Origin of the sequence: Streptomyces sp. NPDC007025, assembly GCF_042869455.1 — a bacterium.
Lineage (GTDB): Bacteria > Actinomycetota > Actinomycetes > Streptomycetales > Streptomycetaceae > Streptomyces.
The window spans coordinates 316,808-332,541 of record NZ_JBIAFT010000009.1 but is presented as its reverse complement, the minus strand read 5'-3'; the positions used below and the strand labels follow the sequence as shown (position 1 = coordinate 332,541).

Genomic DNA, 15,734 nt, shown 5'->3' with positions numbered 1-15,734 from the left:
GAGCGCCGGTCACTCGTCCTCGTCCGGCTCACCGGGCCGCGGCGGCTCGCCACCGGGCTTGGGCGGCGGGGGAGGGGACTGGTGCCCCGGGTCCCGCAGCGAGGGGGACGCGCCGGGCGCCGAGCCGCCGTCGGCGGAGCCGGAGCCGTCGCGGTGCCGCAGATAGCGCTCGAACTCCTTGGCGATGGCCTCTCCCGAGGCCTCCGGCAGTTCGGCGGTGTCCCGGGCCTCCTCCAGCGACTGGACGTACTCGGCCACCTCGCTGTCCTCCGCCGCGAGCTGGTCGACGCCGATCTGCCAGGCCCGGGCGTCCTCGGTCAGCTCACCCATCGGGACGCGCACCCCGAGCAGATCCTCCAGCCGGTTGAGCAGGGCGAGCGTCGCCTTGGGGTTGGGCGGCTGCGAGACGTAGTGCGGTACGGCCGCCCACAGGCTGGCCGCCGGGACGCCCGCATGGGTGCAGGCCTCCTGGAGGATGCCGACGATCCCGGTCGGGCCCTCGTAGCGGGACTCCTCCAGGTTCATCGTGCGGGCCAGATCGGAGTCCGAGGTCACGCCGGTGACCGGGACCGGCCGGGTGTGCGGAGTGTCACCGAGCAGGGAGCCCAGCACCACCACCAGCTCGACCCCCAGCTCGTGCGCGAACCCCAGGATCTCGTTGCAGAACGAGCGCCACCGCATGCTCGGTTCGATGCCGCGCACCAGGACCAGGTCGCGCCGCCTGCCCTTGCCGTCCGCGTCCCCGATCCGGATGACGGACAGCCGCGTGGTGGGCCAGGTGACCTTGCGGACGCCGTCCTCCAGGAAGACCTGCGGGCGGTTCACCTGGAAGTCGTAGTAGTCCTCCGCGTCCAGCGCGGCGAACACCTCGCCCTTCCATTCCCGTTCCAGGTGCGCGACAGCGCCGGACGCGGCGTCGCCCGCGTCGTTCCACCCCTCGAACGCGGCCACCATGACTGGGTCGACCAGCTCGGGAACCCCCTCCAGCTCGATCACCCAGTGCCTCCTCAGCTCGCTGTCGCCTGCGGCCGGCGATACCGCTGCGGACTCCGTCCCCCGGACCGCCGCCGGCCGTTTCGTGCGGGGCCCAGCCTACGGCGTGCACGCACGCGACCCGCAGCCCCCGCACGCCTCCGATCCGGACCCGCCGCCCACCCGACCGGCAGGTCCCGCGGCCGCGCCGGTCCGGGGCAGGGTGCCGGTTCCGCAGAGGCGGCGGCGTCCGGCGTCACAGCGCCGCGCGCAGCCATTGCTCGACGCCCGCGATGTGCACGATCGACCAGGAGCGCGCCGCTTCCGCGTCGCCGGTACGCAGGGCCGCGAGGATCTGCCGGTGCTCGTGCAGGGTGCGGCCTACCGCTTCCTGCCGGGTCAGCCCCTGCCAGACCCGGGCCCGGGTGTGCGGGCCGGCGAGGCCGTCCAGCAGCGAACCCAGTACGGAGTTGCCGGAGGCGGCCGCGATGCGCCGGTGGAATTCCAGGTCCGCGGCGACCAGTTGCCCCACGGACGGTTCCGGGGCCGGGGCGGCCAGCTCGGACTCCAGCGCGTCCAGTTCGGATTCCAGTGCGTCCAGTTCGGCCACCGCGATCCGGGTGCCCGCCAGCGCGGTGGCCGCCGGCTCCAGGATGCGGCGCACGGCCAGGAGTTCCAGGACGGTGTCGTCGCGGTGGAAGTCCACCACGAAGCTCATCGCCGCCAGCAGCACCTGCGGATCCAGGCTCGTCACATAGGTGCCGTCGCCCTGGCGTACGTCGAGCACCCGGATCAGCGCCAGCGCGCGGACCGCCTCCCGCAGCGAGTTGCGCGACAGGCCCAGTTCGGTGGCCAGTTCGCTCTCCCTGGGCAGCCGGTCGCCGGGGCCCAGCGCCCCCGAGACGATCATCCCCTTGATCTTCTCGATCGCCTCGTCCGTGACGGTCAACGCTGCCTCCCCTGGGCTTCCGAAGTCTGTGTGTGCCGTGCTCCGGCCGGTGTCGCCGGTGCGCCCCAGCCGCGCCGGTAGGCGCGCCAGTCCTGCTCCGTCGCCGCGAAGTCGACGTAGAGCGCGACGCCGAACCGCGCACGGTCGCGGTCCTCGCGGCCGAGCCCGAGCCGTACCCCGCGCACCGCCGCGGCCGCGGTCTCGGCCGCGGCGTGATGGCCCATGTCGTCCGTGTGGTAGAAGGGCAGCCCCATCAGCACGTCCACCCGGGCGGGCGCCGCCTCCAGCGCGAGTGCCGTCTGCTGCGCCACATAGCCGCCGTACAGGCTCTCGGCGGGCAGCGCCGTGTCGTAGGACATCACCGCGATCTGGTCCACCCGCCGCGCGACCTCGCCGAAGTAATCCTGCGACCACCACTTGCCGTGTCCGAAGACGCCGCCCGAGACATGGTGCAGCCCAGGCAGCGGATCGATCTGGTGCGCTGCGACCGACAGCACGCCGTCGTGCGCCCGGACCGCCGGGCGCAGCCGGTCCAGCAGCCGCAGATAGCCGGCGTCCTCCGAGCGCAGCGGCTCCAGGTCGAAGTGCACCCCGTCGAAGCCCGCCGCCAGCACCTGCCGGGCGCTCGCCACCACCGTGCGCCGCGTCTGCGGGTCGGCCGTGCGCAGCCCGCCGTCCGCGTCCGGGCCGTAGGCGAGCCGGTCCCCGAGCCACGCCTGGACCCGCACTCCGGGCAGTTCCCGCTCGACGGCCTTCAGCAGCCACTCCGCACGCGGGTACCGCTTCTTCGGCAGTGAGCCGTCGTGGGACAGCGGCCCGGTGTGGACGTACAGGTCGCGGATGCCGGTGCCCGCCGTCCGCCGCTTGAGCGCCGCGAGGTCCGCCTCGTCCCGGCGCCCGTCCACCCAGGCGTGGCCCAGCCACAGCGCGTCCCGGCCCCGGGAGCGCGCTTCGGCGGACACCTCGCCCGCGTAGCAGGCGCGTAGCGCCGCCGCCGCGCCGGCGGTCGGCAGGACGAGGAGGACCACGAGCGCCAGTGCCGTCCACCCCGCGGCCCGCCGTGCCCGGGTGCGCCCCGGCATCCGCAGGCGGCGGCGCACGGGTCCGGCCGCGGGTGTCCCGCTGCCCGCGTTCGTCTTGCCTTTCATGCGGAGGACAGTGCCACGCCGCACCGCGTGACCGGGCGGTGGGAACCCGCTCGTTACGAACTTGCCGAACTGGTGATCCCATCCGCACAACGTCACGGTGCCCGGGGGCGGATGGCGCCCGGACCGCAGCAAGGGGGTGTACGCCGTTCGACGGCGTACACCCCCTTGCGGTGCGCTCGGCGCGGTCTCAGCCGCGCTGCCCGAGCAGCTCCTCGATCCGGCCGCGGACCTTCTCGTCGTCCAGGCCGCGGATCGTCAGGGTGGTGCGGCGGCGCGCCACATCGTCCACCGTCTCGGCCCACTCGTGGTCGCGTGCGTAGACGACCTGGGCCCAGATCTCCGGCCCGTCGGGGTGGATGCGCTCGCCCAGCGACGGGTCCTCGTTGACCAGCCGGGCGATGTCGAAGGAGAGCGAACCGTAGTGCGTGGCCAGCTGACGGGCGGTCAGCGGGTCCATCCGTACGCCCGGCTCCCGGTCCACCAGCAGCCGGTGCGCGACCGCGTTCGGGTTGGCGATCCCCGGCAGCGGCGTCCGCCGCACGAGGTCCTTGACCGGCACCGCGCTCTCCATGGACGCCGCGAGCGCCCCGCCGGGCAGCTTCTCCAGCTTGTCCATCACCGTGCGGCCGATGTGCCGGTAGGTGGTCCACTTGCCGCCCGCGACCGACAGCATCCCGCCCCGGCCCTCGGTGACGACGGTCTCCCGCTTGGCCGACTCCACGCCCCCGGGGCCGCCGGGCAGCACCCGCAGCCCGGCGAAGGCGTAGGTCATCAGATCGCGGTCCAGATCGGCGTCCCGCACCGAGAAGGCGGCCTCGTCCAGGATCTGCTGGATGTCGGCCTCGGTCGCCCGCACGTCGGCCGGGTCGCCGGTGTACTCCTCGTCCGTGGTGCCCAGCAGCAGCTGGTCCTCCCACGGCAGCGCGAAGGTGATGCGGTACTTGTCGATGGGGGTGGCCATCGCCGCGCCCCACGGCGACTTCCGCTTGAGGACCAGGTGGGCGCCCTTGGACAGCCTGATCGAGGGCGCCGCGCCGCTGTCCTCCATCGTCCTGAGGTGGTCCACCCACGGGCCGGTCGCGTTCAGCACCAGCCGCGCGTTCACGCCGAACTCGGCACCGTCTGTGCGGTCCCGCAGCTCGGCTCCGGTGACCCGGCCGCGAGTGAAGCGCAGCCCGGTGACCTCCGCGTGGTTGAGGACCACGGCGCCCGACTCCACGGCTGCGCGGACGGTCATCACGGCCATCCGCGAGTCGTTCATCTGGTGGTCGCCGTAGACCGCGACCGCCTTGAGGTCGTCGGTGCGCAGCGCCGGGTTGTCGGCGGCGGCCTTCGCCGGGGAGATCACCCGGCCGACGCCGTCGCCGAAGGCGGACAGCGCCGAGTAGGCGAAGACGCCCGCGCCGAGCTTGGTGGCGCCGTGCGGGCCGCCCTTGTAGACGGGCAGGTAGAAGGTGAGCGGGTTGACCAGGTGCGGTGCCACGTCCTTGGCCAGTACCCGCCGCTCGTGGTGGTTCTCCGCGACGAGCTTGACCGCGCCGGTCTGCAGGTAGCGCAGACCGCCGTGCACCAGCTTCGAGGACGCGGAGGAGGTGGCGCCGGCGAAGTCGCCGGCGTCCACCATGGCCACCCGCAGTCCCGACTGCGCCGCATGCCAGGCGACCGAGGTGCCCAGGATGCCGCCGCCGATGACCAGGAGGTCGTACGTCGCGTTCGCGAGCAGCCCTCTGGTCTCTGCCCGGCCAGGGTTGCTGCCGGCAGTCGGGTGCGTCCCGAGGGTGGGGACGCTCTGCGAGGTGTTCATCGCTCTCAGTTCTCCTCTTCGATCCAGCCCATGGTCCGCTCCACGGCCTTGAGCCAGTTCCGGTATTCCCGCTCACGCGTCTCTGCGTCCATGCGGGGGGTCCATTCCGCGGCGCGCTTCCAGTTGGCCCGCAGCTCGTCGGTGTCCGACCAGAAGCCGACTGCCAGCCCGGCCGCGTACGCCGCGCCGAGGCAGGTGGTCTCGGCGACCATCGGGCGCACGACGGGTGCGTCCAGGACGTCCGAGATGGTCTGCATCAGCAGGTTGTTGGCGGTCATGCCGCCGTCCACCTTCAGCGCGGCCAGCTCGACGTCCGAGTCCTTCTGCATCGCGTCGACGATCTCCCGGGTCTGCCAGGCCGTCGCCTCCAGCACCGCGCGCGCCAGGTGCGCCTTGGTGACGTAGCGGGTCAGGCCCGCGATGACACCGCGTGCGTCCGAGCGCCAGTACGGGGCGAACAGGCCGGAGAACGCCGGGACGAAGTAGGCGCCGCCGTTGTCCTCGACGGAGCTGGCCAGGGTCTCGATCTCCGCCGCGCTGTTGATCAGCCCCATCTGGTCGCGCATCCACTGCACCAGCGAACCGGTGACCGCGATGGAGCCCTCCAGCGCGAAGACCGGCTGCTGGTCGCCGATGCGGTAGCCGACCGTGGTGAGCAGGCCGTTGTAGGAGTTGACCGGCTCGTGCCCGGTGTTCATCAGCAGGAAGGTGCCGGTGCCGTAGGTCGACTTGGCCTCGCCCTGCTCGAAGCAGGTCTGGCCGAACAGCGCCGCCTGCTGGTCGCCCAGCGCGGAGGCGACGGGCAGCCCCGCCAGCTCGCCGGTGGCCTCGCCGTACACCTCGGAGGACGAGCGGATCTCGGGCAGCAGCGCCATCGGGATGCCGATGGACGCGCAGATCTTCTCGTCCCAGGCCATGGTGTGCAGGTTCATCAGCATGGTGCGGGAGGCGTTGGTGACGTCGGTGACGTGCTTGCCGCCGTTCGGGCCGCCGGTGAGGTTCCAGATGACCCAGGAGTCCATGGTGCCGAAGAGGATCTCGCCGTTCTCGGCGCGCTCGCGCAGCCCGTCGACGTTGTCCAGCAGCCAGCGGATCTTCGGCCCGGCGAAGTAGGACGCCAGCGGCAGCCCGGTCTCGCGGCGGAACCGGTCCTGGCCGACGTTGCGGCCCAGCTCCTTGCAGAGCGCGTCGGTGCGGGTGTCCTGCCAGACGATGGCGTTGTGCACCGGACGGCCGGTCGCCTTCTCCCACAGGACGGTCGTCTCGCGCTGGTTGGTGATGCCCAGGGCCAGCACGTCCTCCCGGGTGACTCCGGCCTTCTCCAGCGCGCCGGTGACCACCTGCTGGACGTTGGTCCAGATCTCGGCCGCGTCGTGCTCGACCCAGCCCGGCTTGGGCAGGATCTGCTCGTGCTCCTTCTGGTCGACCGCGACGATGCGGCCGTCCTTGTCGAAGACGATGCAGCGGCTGGAGGTGGTGCCCTGGTCGATCGCGGCTATGAAGGGCCCGCCGCCGTGCGCGGAGGCGTGGGTGCTGTGGGTCTCGCTCATGGTGTGTGTGCTCCCTTGCGTCATCGGGTCGTCTCGGCGGTCGGCCGGGCGCGCTAGGCCCATGCGAGGTTGTAGAGCCCCGCGGCGATGGCGGCGCCGGCCAGCGGCCCCACCACCGGGACCCAGGCGTAGCTCCAGTCGCTGCCGCCCTTGTTCGGCAGCGGCAGCACCGCGTGCGCCAGCCGGGGGCCGAGGTCACGGGCCGGGTTGATGGCGTAGCCCGTGGGCCCGCCGAGCGAGAGACCGATACCGACGACGACCAGCGCGGTGATCAGGGCGCCCATCCTGCCGAGGCCGATGGTGCCGTCGGCGTCCTTGACCAGGCCCTGGGTGAGGATCGCGAAGATCAGCACGAAGGTGGCGATGACCTCGGTGAGGAAGTTCAGCAGGCCGTTGCGCACCTCGGGGGAGGTGAAGAAGACGCCGTGCACGGGGCCGGGGTTCGCGTGCTTCATCTCGACCATGTCCGGCTCGCGGAGCGTGGCCTGGAACTGGCTGTAGTAGGCCACCCAGACCAGTACGGCGCCCAGGATGGCGCCCAGCAGTTCGCTGCCCATGTAGAGCGGGACGTCGCTCCAGGGGGTGTCGCCCTTGATGGCGAGCGCCAGGGTGACGGCCGGGTTGAGGTGGGCGCCGGACGGCTGGGCGATGTAGGCACCGGTGAGCACCCCGAAGCCCCAGCCGAAGGCGATGGCGACCCAGCCGGCCGCGAACGCCTTCGAGCGCTTGAGATTGACTGCGGCGACCACGCCGCCACCGAGGAGGATCAGCACCATCGTGCCGGTGACCTCACTCGTGAAGATGTCGAGGCTGGACACCCGCGACTCCTTTGTCCTTGTCCATGGGGGCACCTCCCGGCCGGAGGCCGAGGGGATGGGCGGACCGGTGATGATCGTCCGGTGTTCGACAATGTCGACCGCCGAACGGCAACTTTTCTCCTTCGTAAGAGTCCCGTCAAGGGGCTGTGACCGATGACTCCTGGCTGTCATCCTGCGGCCACGCAGCGGTGGCGGCACCTCGGGAGGGCCAGACGGTGCGCGCGGCCCTCCGGGCGGCTCAGGGCGGTCGCGCCGGAGCCCTCCCGGCGCCTTCCCGGGACTCTTTGGAGGGGGCCGTTCCGGAGCCCGCGCCGGTGCCGGCCCGGAACGCTCAGAACCGCCGCGCCCCCAGGTCCCTGGAGACCGCCCGCGCCGTGTCCCGGACGGCCGCCACCAGCCGCGGAAGCAGCTCCTCGCCCTCGCACACCCGCTCCACGGCCCCGGTGATGCCCACCGCGCCCACCGGCATCCGGCGCCGGTCGTGGATCGGCGCGGCCACCGAGGCGAGGCCGTCCCAGGTCTCCTCGACGTCCGCCGCCCAGCCGCGCGCCCGGACGGTCTCCAGCAGCGTCTCGAACCGGTCCTCGCCGGTGACGGTGCGCTCGGTGAAGTCCGTGCGCCGCCCGTCCAGCGCCTCGCTGTGCGCCACCGGGTCGAACGCGCACAGCACCTTGCCCAGGGCCGTGCTGTGCAGTGGTTGCATGGCGCCGACCTCCAGCACCTGGCGGCTGTCGTCGGGGCGGAAGACGTGGTGCACGATGAGCACGCCCTGCTGGTGGAGCACGCCCAGATAGACGCTCTCCCCGCTGGAGCGGGCCAGGTCGTCCGTCCACACCAGGGCGCGGGCCCGCAGCTCGTGCACGTCCAGATAGCTGTTGCCCAGTCGCAGCAGCTCGGCCCCGAGCTGGTAGCGGCCGGTGACCGCTTCCTGCTCCACGAAGCCCTCCTGCTGGAGGGTGCGCAGCAGCCCGTGCGCCGTACCCTTGGCCAGGTCGAGCGCCGAGGCGATCTCGGAGAGTCCGAGCCGCCGCTCGCCGCCCGCCAGCAACCGCAGTACGGCCGCCGCTCGTTCCAGCGACTGGATGGTCCGGGCCATCGGTCCTCCCTGACCTGCTGCCTTGAGATTCGATGTGTGGATTCGACAATGTCGAACGGTATCGCTTGATGTCGACGCGGCGGTAGTCGGGATCGAGCCCGGATCGAGCGCCGGAGTGTCCGATGGTCGGAATGTCGACCTGCGCTCTTGCGTCCGCCCGCTACGCTGACCGGGTGCGCTGCCTCACCGGCGCGCAAAGCCGACAGCCGTCGCAACCCAGGGAGCCTCTTCCATGGCCTCGTCGCCGAGCAGCACGTCCGCAACTCCGTCCTCCACCCGGGCCGAGGCGCTCCGCAGCGCACTCGCCTCGCGCGTGGTCGTCGCCGACGGAGCGATGGGGACGATGATCCAGGCGCAGGATCCGACGCTGGAGGATTTCGAACAGCTCGAAGGCTGCAACGAGATCTTGAACGTGACCCGCCCCGACATCATCCGCGCGGTCCACCAGGAGTACTTCGCCGCCGGCGTGGACTGCGTGGAGACCAACACCTTCGGCGCCAACCACGCGGCGCTGGGGGAGTACGACATCACCGAGCGCATTTTCGAACTGTCCGAGACCGGCGTGCGGATCGCCCGCGACGTCGCCGAGGAGTTCGAGTCCGGAGACGGGCGGATGCGCTGGGTCCTGGGCTCCATGGGCCCGGGCACCAAACTGCCGACCCTCGGCCACGCCCCCTACACCACCCTGCGCGACGCCTACCAGCAGAACGCGGAGGGCATGATCGCCGGTGGCGCCGACGCGCTGCTGGTGGAGACGACCCAGGACCTGCTGCAGACCAAGGCGGCCGTCATCGGCGCCCGCCGCGGCATGGCGGCGGCCGGCGCCGACCTGCCGCTGCTGTGTTCGGTCACGGTGGAGACGACCGGCACGATGCTGCTCGGTTCCGAGATCGCCGCGGCCCTCGCTGCCCTGGAGCCGCTGGGCATCGACATGATCGGGCTGAACTGCGCCACCGGCCCCGCCGAGATGAGCGAGCATCTGCGCTATCTGGCCCAGCACTCCCGCGTCCCGCTCTCCTGCATGCCGAACGCCGGTCTGCCGGTGCTGGGCAAGGACGGCGCCAGCTATCCGCTCACCCCCGAGGAGCTGGCGGACGCGCACGACACCTTCGTGGGCGACTACGGCCTGTCCCTGGTGGGCGGCTGCTGCGGGACCACGCCCGAGCACCTGCGCCAGCTGGTGGAGCGGGTGCGCGGCCGCGAGCCCGCCGCGCGCACCCCGCAGCCGGAGCCGGCCGCGGCCTCGCTGTACCAGGCGGTGCCCTTCCGCCAGGACACCTCGTACATGGCCATCGGGGAGCGGACCAACGCCAACGGTTCGAAGAAGTTCCGCGAGGCGATGCTGGAGGCGCGCTGGGACGACTGCGTCGAGCTGGCCCGGGAGCAGATCCGCGAGGGCGCCCACATGCTCGACCTGTGCGTCGACTACGTCGGCCGGGACGGTGTCGCGGACATGACCGAGCTGGCGGGCCGGCTGGCCACCGCCTCCACGCTGCCGATCGTGCTGGACTCGACGGAGATCGACGTCATCCAGGCCGGTCTGGAGATGCTGGGCGGCCGCGCCGTCATCAACTCCGTGAACTACGAGGACGGCGACGGCCCCGAGTCCCGCTTCGCGAAGGTCACCAAGCTGGCCGCCGAGCACGGGGCGGCGCTGATCGCGCTGACCATCGACGAGGAGGGCCAGGCCCGCACCGCCGAGCACAAGGTCGCCATCGCCGAACGCCTCATCGCGGATCTGACCGGCAACTACGGCATCCACGAGTCGGACATCCTCATCGACGTCCTCACCTTCACCATCTGCACCGGCCAGGAGGAGTCCCGCAAGGACGGCATCAACACGATCGAGGCCATCCGGCTGCTCAAGCAGAAGCACCCCGACGTGCAGACCGTGCTGGGCCTGTCGAACATCTCCTTCGGCCTGAACCCCGCCGCCCGGATCGTGCTCAACTCCGTCTTCCTCGACGAGTGCGTCAAGGCCGGGCTGGACTCGGCGATCGTGCACGCCAGCAAGATCCTGCCGATCGCCCGCTTCGACGACGAGCAGGTGACCGTTGCCCGCGACCTGGTCTACGACCGGCGCAGCGAGGGTTACGATCCGCTGCAGAAGCTGATGGAGCTGTTCGAGGGCGCCACGGCCAAGTCGATGAAGGCCGGGAAGGCCGAGGAGCTGGCCGCCCTCCCGCTGGAGGAGCGCCTCCAGCGGCGCATCATCGACGGCGAGCGCAACGGGCTGGAGGCCGACCTGGACTCCGCGCTGGAGGAGCGTCCGGCGCTCGACATCGTCAACGACACGCTGCTGGCCGGTATGAAGGTCGTCGGTGAGCTCTTCGGCTCCGGACAGATGCAGCTGCCGTTCGTGCTGCAGTCGGCCGAGGTGATGAAGGCCGCCGTCGCGCACCTCGAACCGCACATGGAGAAGTCCGAGGACGACGCGGGCAAGGGGACGATCGTGCTGGCCACGGTCCGTGGCGACGTCCACGACATCGGCAAGAACCTCGTCGACATCATCCTGTCCAACAACGGCTACCAGGTGGTCAACCTGGGCATCAAGCAGCCGGTGAGCGCCATCCTGGACGCCGCGGCCGAGCACCGGGCCGACGTGATCGGCATGTCCGGGCTGCTGGTGAAGTCCACGGTGATCATGAAGGAGAACCTGGAGGAGCTCAACCAGCGCAAGATGTCCTCCGACTTCCCCGTCATCCTCGGCGGCGCCGCGCTCACCCGGGCCTACGTCGAGCAGGACCTGCACGAGATCTACGAGGGCGAGGTCCGCTACGCCAAGGACGCCTTCGAGGGGCTGAGCCTCATGGACGCCCTGATGGACGTCAAGCGCGGCGTGCCCGGCGCCGAGCTGCCCGCGCTCAAGCAGCGCCGGGTCCCCAAGCGGGACCTCGACATCCCCGAGCCGGAGGAGAACGACGGCTCCGTCCGCTCCGACGTGGCCGTCGACAATCCCGTCCCCGAGCCGCCCTTCTGGGGCACCCGGGTGATCAAGGGCCTGCGGCAGCAGGACTACGCGTCCTGGCTGGACGAGGGCGCCCTCTTCAAGGGCCAGTGGGGGCTCAAGGAGTCCCGCAAGGGCGACGGGCCGTCCTACGAGGAGCTGGTGGAGACCGAGGGCCGCCCCCGGCTGCGGGGCTGGCTGGAGCGGTTGCAGACGGAGAACCTGCTGGAGGCGTCCGCCGTCTACGGCTACTTCCCCTGCTACTCCAAGGGTGACGACCTGATTCTGCTGGACGAGCAGGGCAACGAGCGCACCCGCTTCACCTTCCCCCGGCAGCGGCGCGGCCGCCGGCTGTGCCTGGCGGACTTCTTCCGTCCGGAGGAGTCCGGCGAGACCGACGTGGTCGGGCTGCAGGTGGTCACCGTCGGTTCCAGGATCGGCGAGAAGACCGCCGAGCTGTTCGAGGGCGACGCCTACCGCGACTACCTGGAGCTGCACGGCCTCTCCGTGCAGCTGGCCGAGGCGCTCGCCGAGTACTGGCACGCCCGGGTCCGCAGCGAGCTGGGCTTCTCGGGTGAGGACCCCGACCAGATGCAGGGCATGTTCGATCTGAAGTACCGGGGAGCGCGGTTCTCGCTGGGCTACGGAGCCTGCCCGAACCTGGAGGACCGCGCCAAGATCGCCGAGCTGCTGCGGCCGGAGCGGATCGGCGTCGAGCTGTCCGAGGAGTTCCAGCTGCACCCCGAGCAGTCGACCGACGCCATCGTGCTGCACCACCCCGAGGCGAAGTATTTCAACGCCCGATGAGGGCGCAGGTCATATACTGATCGGTCCGGTACAGGCCGGTCGTCCGCTTCCGCCGGAAACCGGAGCCCTCCGGGGTTCCGGCGGAGGGGACGATCGGCCTTGTCGTCCCTTGTGGAGTCGTCGCTTTCGGGAGGTGTTCGCGGATGGCCGGTCCATCCCCCGCCGTCACCACGCTCACGGGTGAGGAGCCCAAGCTGGAGGCCGTACTGCTGGACATGGACGGCACGCTCGTCGACACCGAGGATTTCTGGTGGGACGCGGAGGTCGCGGTCTTCGCCGAGCTGGGGCACGAGCTGCGCGAGGAGTGGCGCAGCGTCGTCGTCGGCGGTCCCATGTCGCGCAGCGCCGGCTTCCTGATCGAGGCGACCGCCGCCGACATCGGCCTGGAGGAGCTCAGCGTGCTGCTGAACGCCAGGTTCACCGAGCGGCTGGAGCGCGGCGTCCCACTGATGCCCGGCGCCCGCAGGCTGCTCGCGGAGCTGTCCGCGCACCGGATCCCCGCGGCGCTGGTGTCCGCCTCGCACCGCACGGTCGTGGACCGCATGCTCACCTGGATCGGGCACGAGCACTTCGCCTTCACGGTCGCCGGGGACGAGCTGGCACGGACCAAGCCGCACCCCGACCCGTATCTGACCGCCGCGCGCCGGCTGGGGGCCGATCCGGTGCGCTGTGCGGTGCTGGAGGACACCGCGACCGGGGTCGCCGCCGCGGAGGCCGCCGGCTGCCACGTGGTGGCCGTGCCGTCCATCGCGCCGATCGAGCCCAAGTCCGGTCGCAGCATTGTGAGTTCACTCGAAGAAGTCGATCTCGAATTCCTCCGTTCGCGGATCATGGTCGCGCGCTGAGTTGATCATTCCGCGGCGATGCCATTCCGCGCAGGGTGGGAAATCCGCACCCGCGGGGCGCCGGATTCCATTGTCCCGGGCTCCGCAGAATGTCGAACTCCGGTGTCCGGTGCGCAGATTGGTCCAGTGACGTTCATCACGCGTGGACCCCTCGACCCGCGGCCGTTGCTGTGGTGCCCCTGGGGCGGGAGGGGGGAATGTCCTTCCTTTGTGTCCGTATTGATGGAGTGACGCGGAAAACGTTCCAGCGTTCGGATAGCGGACAGGAAGGTGCTGGTTCCGCTGCGTGAAACCGGTTCCGCGGCCTGCGCTGCGAAAGCCGCCGGAGCGGACGATTAATGTCGGTGTACCGGCCATTCCTCCCTGCAGCAAACCCGGCCGGCCGAGGAGATCGTCGACCATGAACCGTAAAACTGTGGTGCTGCCCGTGCTTGCCGCGGGAATGCTCACGCCGCTGCTCGCCGGATGCGGGTCCGAGAAGGGCGGGAGCGCAGGCGGCGACGCCATCGTCGTCGGCACGACGGACCACTTCGCGGTCGGCAAGGACGCGCCGGCCCCGTTCGACCCCGCGGCGGCCTACGACGTCGCGGCCTGGGGCGTCATGCGCAACACCTTCCAGACGCTGCTGCGCTTCCCGCGCACCGGTACCTCGCCGGTGATGGACGCCGCAGCCGAGTGCGGCTTCACCGACGCGGCGAACAAGGTCTACAGCTGCACGATGCGCAAGGGCCAGACATTCTCCAACGGGCAGACCCTGGACGCCGAGGACGTCGAGTTCTCGCTGCGGCGGGTCAAGCGCATCAACCACAAGGGCGGCCCTGCCGTCCTCTTCAGCAACCTCGACCGCGTCGAGGCCGAGGGCAAGAGCCACGTCGTCTTCCACCTCAAGCGGCCCGACGCGACCTTCCCGTACAAGCTGACCACCCCGGCCGCCGCCATCGTGGACAGCCGGACCTACCCGGCCGATTCCCTCACCAAGGGCGACGCGCTGGTCGGCTCGGGTCCCTACGCGCTGGAGCACATCGACGCCGAGTCGGCCGTGCTGGCGAAGAACCCGCACTACAGCGGGGAACTGGAGCTGCGGAACGGCCGGATCGAGATGCGCTTCTTCGACGCCGCACAGGGCATGGAGAAGGCGCTCAAGGCCGGGGACATCGATGTCATGGGCCGGACCATCTCCCCCGACCAGGTCAGCCGACTCGACGACGCCCAGGAACAGGGCGTCGAACTCGTCGAGCAGCCCGGCCAGGAGATCCGCTACCTCGCCTTCGACACCGACGACCCGACCGCAGGAAAGAAGGCCGTCCGCAAGGCCATGGCCCAGCTCGTCGACCGCAAGAAGATCGTGCGGGACGCCTACGACCGCAGCACCGAGCCGCTCTACAGCATCGTGCCCGCCGGGCTCCCGGCACACCGGAACTCGTTCTTCAACACCTACGGCGAGCCCAGCAAGGCGGCGGCCGAACGGACCCTGCGCGACGCGGGCATCGACAAGCCCGTCAAGCTCACCCTCACCTACACCACCGACCACTACGGCGGCGCCACCGCCGACGAGTTCGCCGTCCTCAAGAAGCAGCTCAACGGCAGCGGACTGTTCGACGTGCGGACCAAGGGCGTCAAGTGGGACACCTTCCGCCCGGCGGCGACGAACGGCAAGTACCAGGTGTGGGGCTACGGCTGGTACCCGGACTTCCCGGACGCCGACAATTTCGTCGCCCCCTTCTTCGAGAAGGACAACTTCCTCGGCTCGCCCTACACCAACCACGAGATCCGCGACAAGCTCGTGCCCAGGAGCCGCCGCCAGACCCAACGCTCCGCCACCACCGGCACCTTCGGCCGCGTCCAGGACATCGTCGCCAAGGACGTGCCGCTGCTCCCGCTCTGGCAGGGCAAGCAGTACCTCGCGGCCCGCGACGACATCACCGGCGTCGAATGGGCCCTCAACTCCTCCTCGGTGCTCCAGCTGTGGGAGCTGGGCCGCGGCCGCGACTCCTGACCCCGCCGCCGCGGCGGCGGGAGAACGCAGCGCCGCCGACGCGGGCCGCAGGGCCCCGACGGGGGCGCCGCGGCCCGCGCCCGGCCGCTCGGGCGGGGCGGCGGATCCGCGGTGCGGCCGTCAGGCCGAGCCGGGCCGCACCAGTCCGCTCTCGTAGGCGTACACCGCGGCCTGCACCCGGTCCCGCAGCCCCAGCTTGGTGAGCACGTGGCCGACATGCGTCTTGACCGTCGTCTCGCTCACGAACAGATCCGCCGCGATCTCCGCGTTCGACAGCCCGCGCGCCACCAGCTTCAGCACCTCCACCTCGCGCTCGGTCAGCTGGTGCAGGGTGTCCGGCACCGGCTCCTCGCCCGAGGGCAGCTTCCCCGCGTACTTGTCCAGCAGCCGGCGGGTGATGCTCGGCGCCAGCATCGCCTCGCCCGCCGCCACCACCCGGATGGCCTGCACCAGCTCACCGGCGGGTGCGTCCTTCAGGAGGAATCCGCTGGCACCGGCCCGCAGCGCCTCCACCACGTACTCGTCCAGGTCGAAGGTGGTGAGCACCAGGACCTTGGCCGGGCCGTCCTTGGCCGGTCCGGTGATCCGGCGGGTGGCCTCCACCCCGTCCATCCGGGGCATCCGGATGTCCATCAGGACCACATCGGGCTGCAGGGCCCGCACCTGGTCCAGCGCCTGAAGGCCGTCCCCCGCCTCACCGACCACCGCTATGTCCTGCTCGGCCTCCAGAATCATCCGGAAGCCGGTGCGCAGCAGCGGCTGGTCGTCGACCAGCAGTACGCGGATTGCCACAGGAACTCCT

Annotated in this window: 11 protein-coding genes; 3 read left to right on the top strand and 8 right to left on the bottom strand. The window is 71.1% G+C overall.

The window, feature by feature from the left end; genetic code table 11:
- Positions 1 to 9: 9 nt before the first annotated feature.
- From ACFYMO_RS19865 to ACFYMO_RS19835, 7 genes are all read right to left on the bottom strand, one after another.
- Positions 10 to 996: a PAC2 family protein gene (locus ACFYMO_RS19865; RefSeq protein ID WP_366772580.1), complete on the bottom strand. Its 987-nt coding sequence runs from the start codon at positions 994 to 996 to the stop codon at positions 10 to 12.
- A 232-nt stretch (positions 997 to 1,228) separates the two neighbouring features.
- Positions 1,229 to 1,921: a FadR/GntR family transcriptional regulator gene (locus tag ACFYMO_RS19860; RefSeq protein ID WP_388547704.1), complete on the bottom strand. Its 693-nt coding sequence runs from the start codon at positions 1,919 to 1,921 to the stop codon at positions 1,229 to 1,231.
- Positions 1,918 to 3,069 (bottom strand): glycosyl hydrolase family 18 protein, encoded by a 1,152-nt coding sequence (locus tag ACFYMO_RS19855; protein WP_366772583.1) that lies wholly within the window; start codon positions 3,067 to 3,069, stop codon positions 1,918 to 1,920. Before ACFYMO_RS19855 ends, ACFYMO_RS19860 begins: the two co-directional genes overlap by 4 nt.
- A gap of 187 nt (positions 3,070 to 3,256) precedes the next feature.
- Complete coding sequence (locus ACFYMO_RS19850) at positions 3,257 to 4,873, bottom strand: glycerol-3-phosphate dehydrogenase/oxidase (RefSeq protein ID WP_366772584.1); 1,617 nt, start codon at positions 4,871 to 4,873, stop codon at positions 3,257 to 3,259.
- Between the two features lie 5 nt (positions 4,874 to 4,878).
- Positions 4,879 to 6,423: a glycerol kinase GlpK gene (gene glpK / locus ACFYMO_RS19845; protein WP_366772585.1), complete on the bottom strand. Its 1,545-nt coding sequence runs from the start codon at positions 6,421 to 6,423 to the stop codon at positions 4,879 to 4,881.
- Positions 6,424 to 6,476: 53 nt separating this feature from the next.
- Positions 6,477 to 7,241 (bottom strand): MIP/aquaporin family protein, encoded by a 765-nt coding sequence (locus ACFYMO_RS19840; protein ID WP_360295962.1) that lies wholly within the window; start codon positions 7,239 to 7,241, stop codon positions 6,477 to 6,479.
- Positions 7,242 to 7,572: 331 nt separating this feature from the next.
- Positions 7,573 to 8,337, bottom strand: coding sequence for an IclR family transcriptional regulator (locus ACFYMO_RS19835; protein ID WP_276474413.1), 765 nt, complete (start codon positions 8,335 to 8,337; stop codon positions 7,573 to 7,575).
- 232 nt (positions 8,338 to 8,569) lie between these two features.
- Here ACFYMO_RS19835 and metH point away from each other — a divergent pair, with 232 nt between their 5' ends.
- From metH to ACFYMO_RS19820, 3 genes are all read left to right on the top strand, one after another.
- Positions 8,570 to 12,091: a methionine synthase gene (gene metH / locus ACFYMO_RS19830; RefSeq protein ID WP_366772586.1), complete on the top strand. Its 3,522-nt coding sequence runs from the start codon at positions 8,570 to 8,572 to the stop codon at positions 12,089 to 12,091.
- Positions 12,092 to 12,234: 143 nt separating this feature from the next.
- Positions 12,235 to 12,936, top strand: coding sequence for an HAD family hydrolase (locus tag ACFYMO_RS19825; RefSeq protein WP_388547698.1), 702 nt, complete (start codon positions 12,235 to 12,237; stop codon positions 12,934 to 12,936).
- Positions 12,937 to 13,336: 400 nt separating this feature from the next.
- Entirely contained in the window at positions 13,337 to 14,932 is a 1,596-nt protein-coding gene (locus ACFYMO_RS19820; RefSeq protein ID WP_366772588.1) for an ABC transporter substrate-binding protein, read from the top strand.
- Positions 14,933 to 15,052: 120 nt separating this feature from the next.
- Here ACFYMO_RS19820 and ACFYMO_RS19815 read toward each other — a convergent pair whose 3' ends face one another.
- The gene (locus ACFYMO_RS19815; RefSeq protein WP_019356404.1) at positions 15,053 to 15,724 is read right to left on the bottom strand and encodes a response regulator transcription factor; all 672 of its coding nucleotides are present in this window, start codon (positions 15,722 to 15,724) and stop codon (positions 15,053 to 15,055) included.
- Positions 15,725 to 15,734 lie beyond the last annotated feature (10 nt).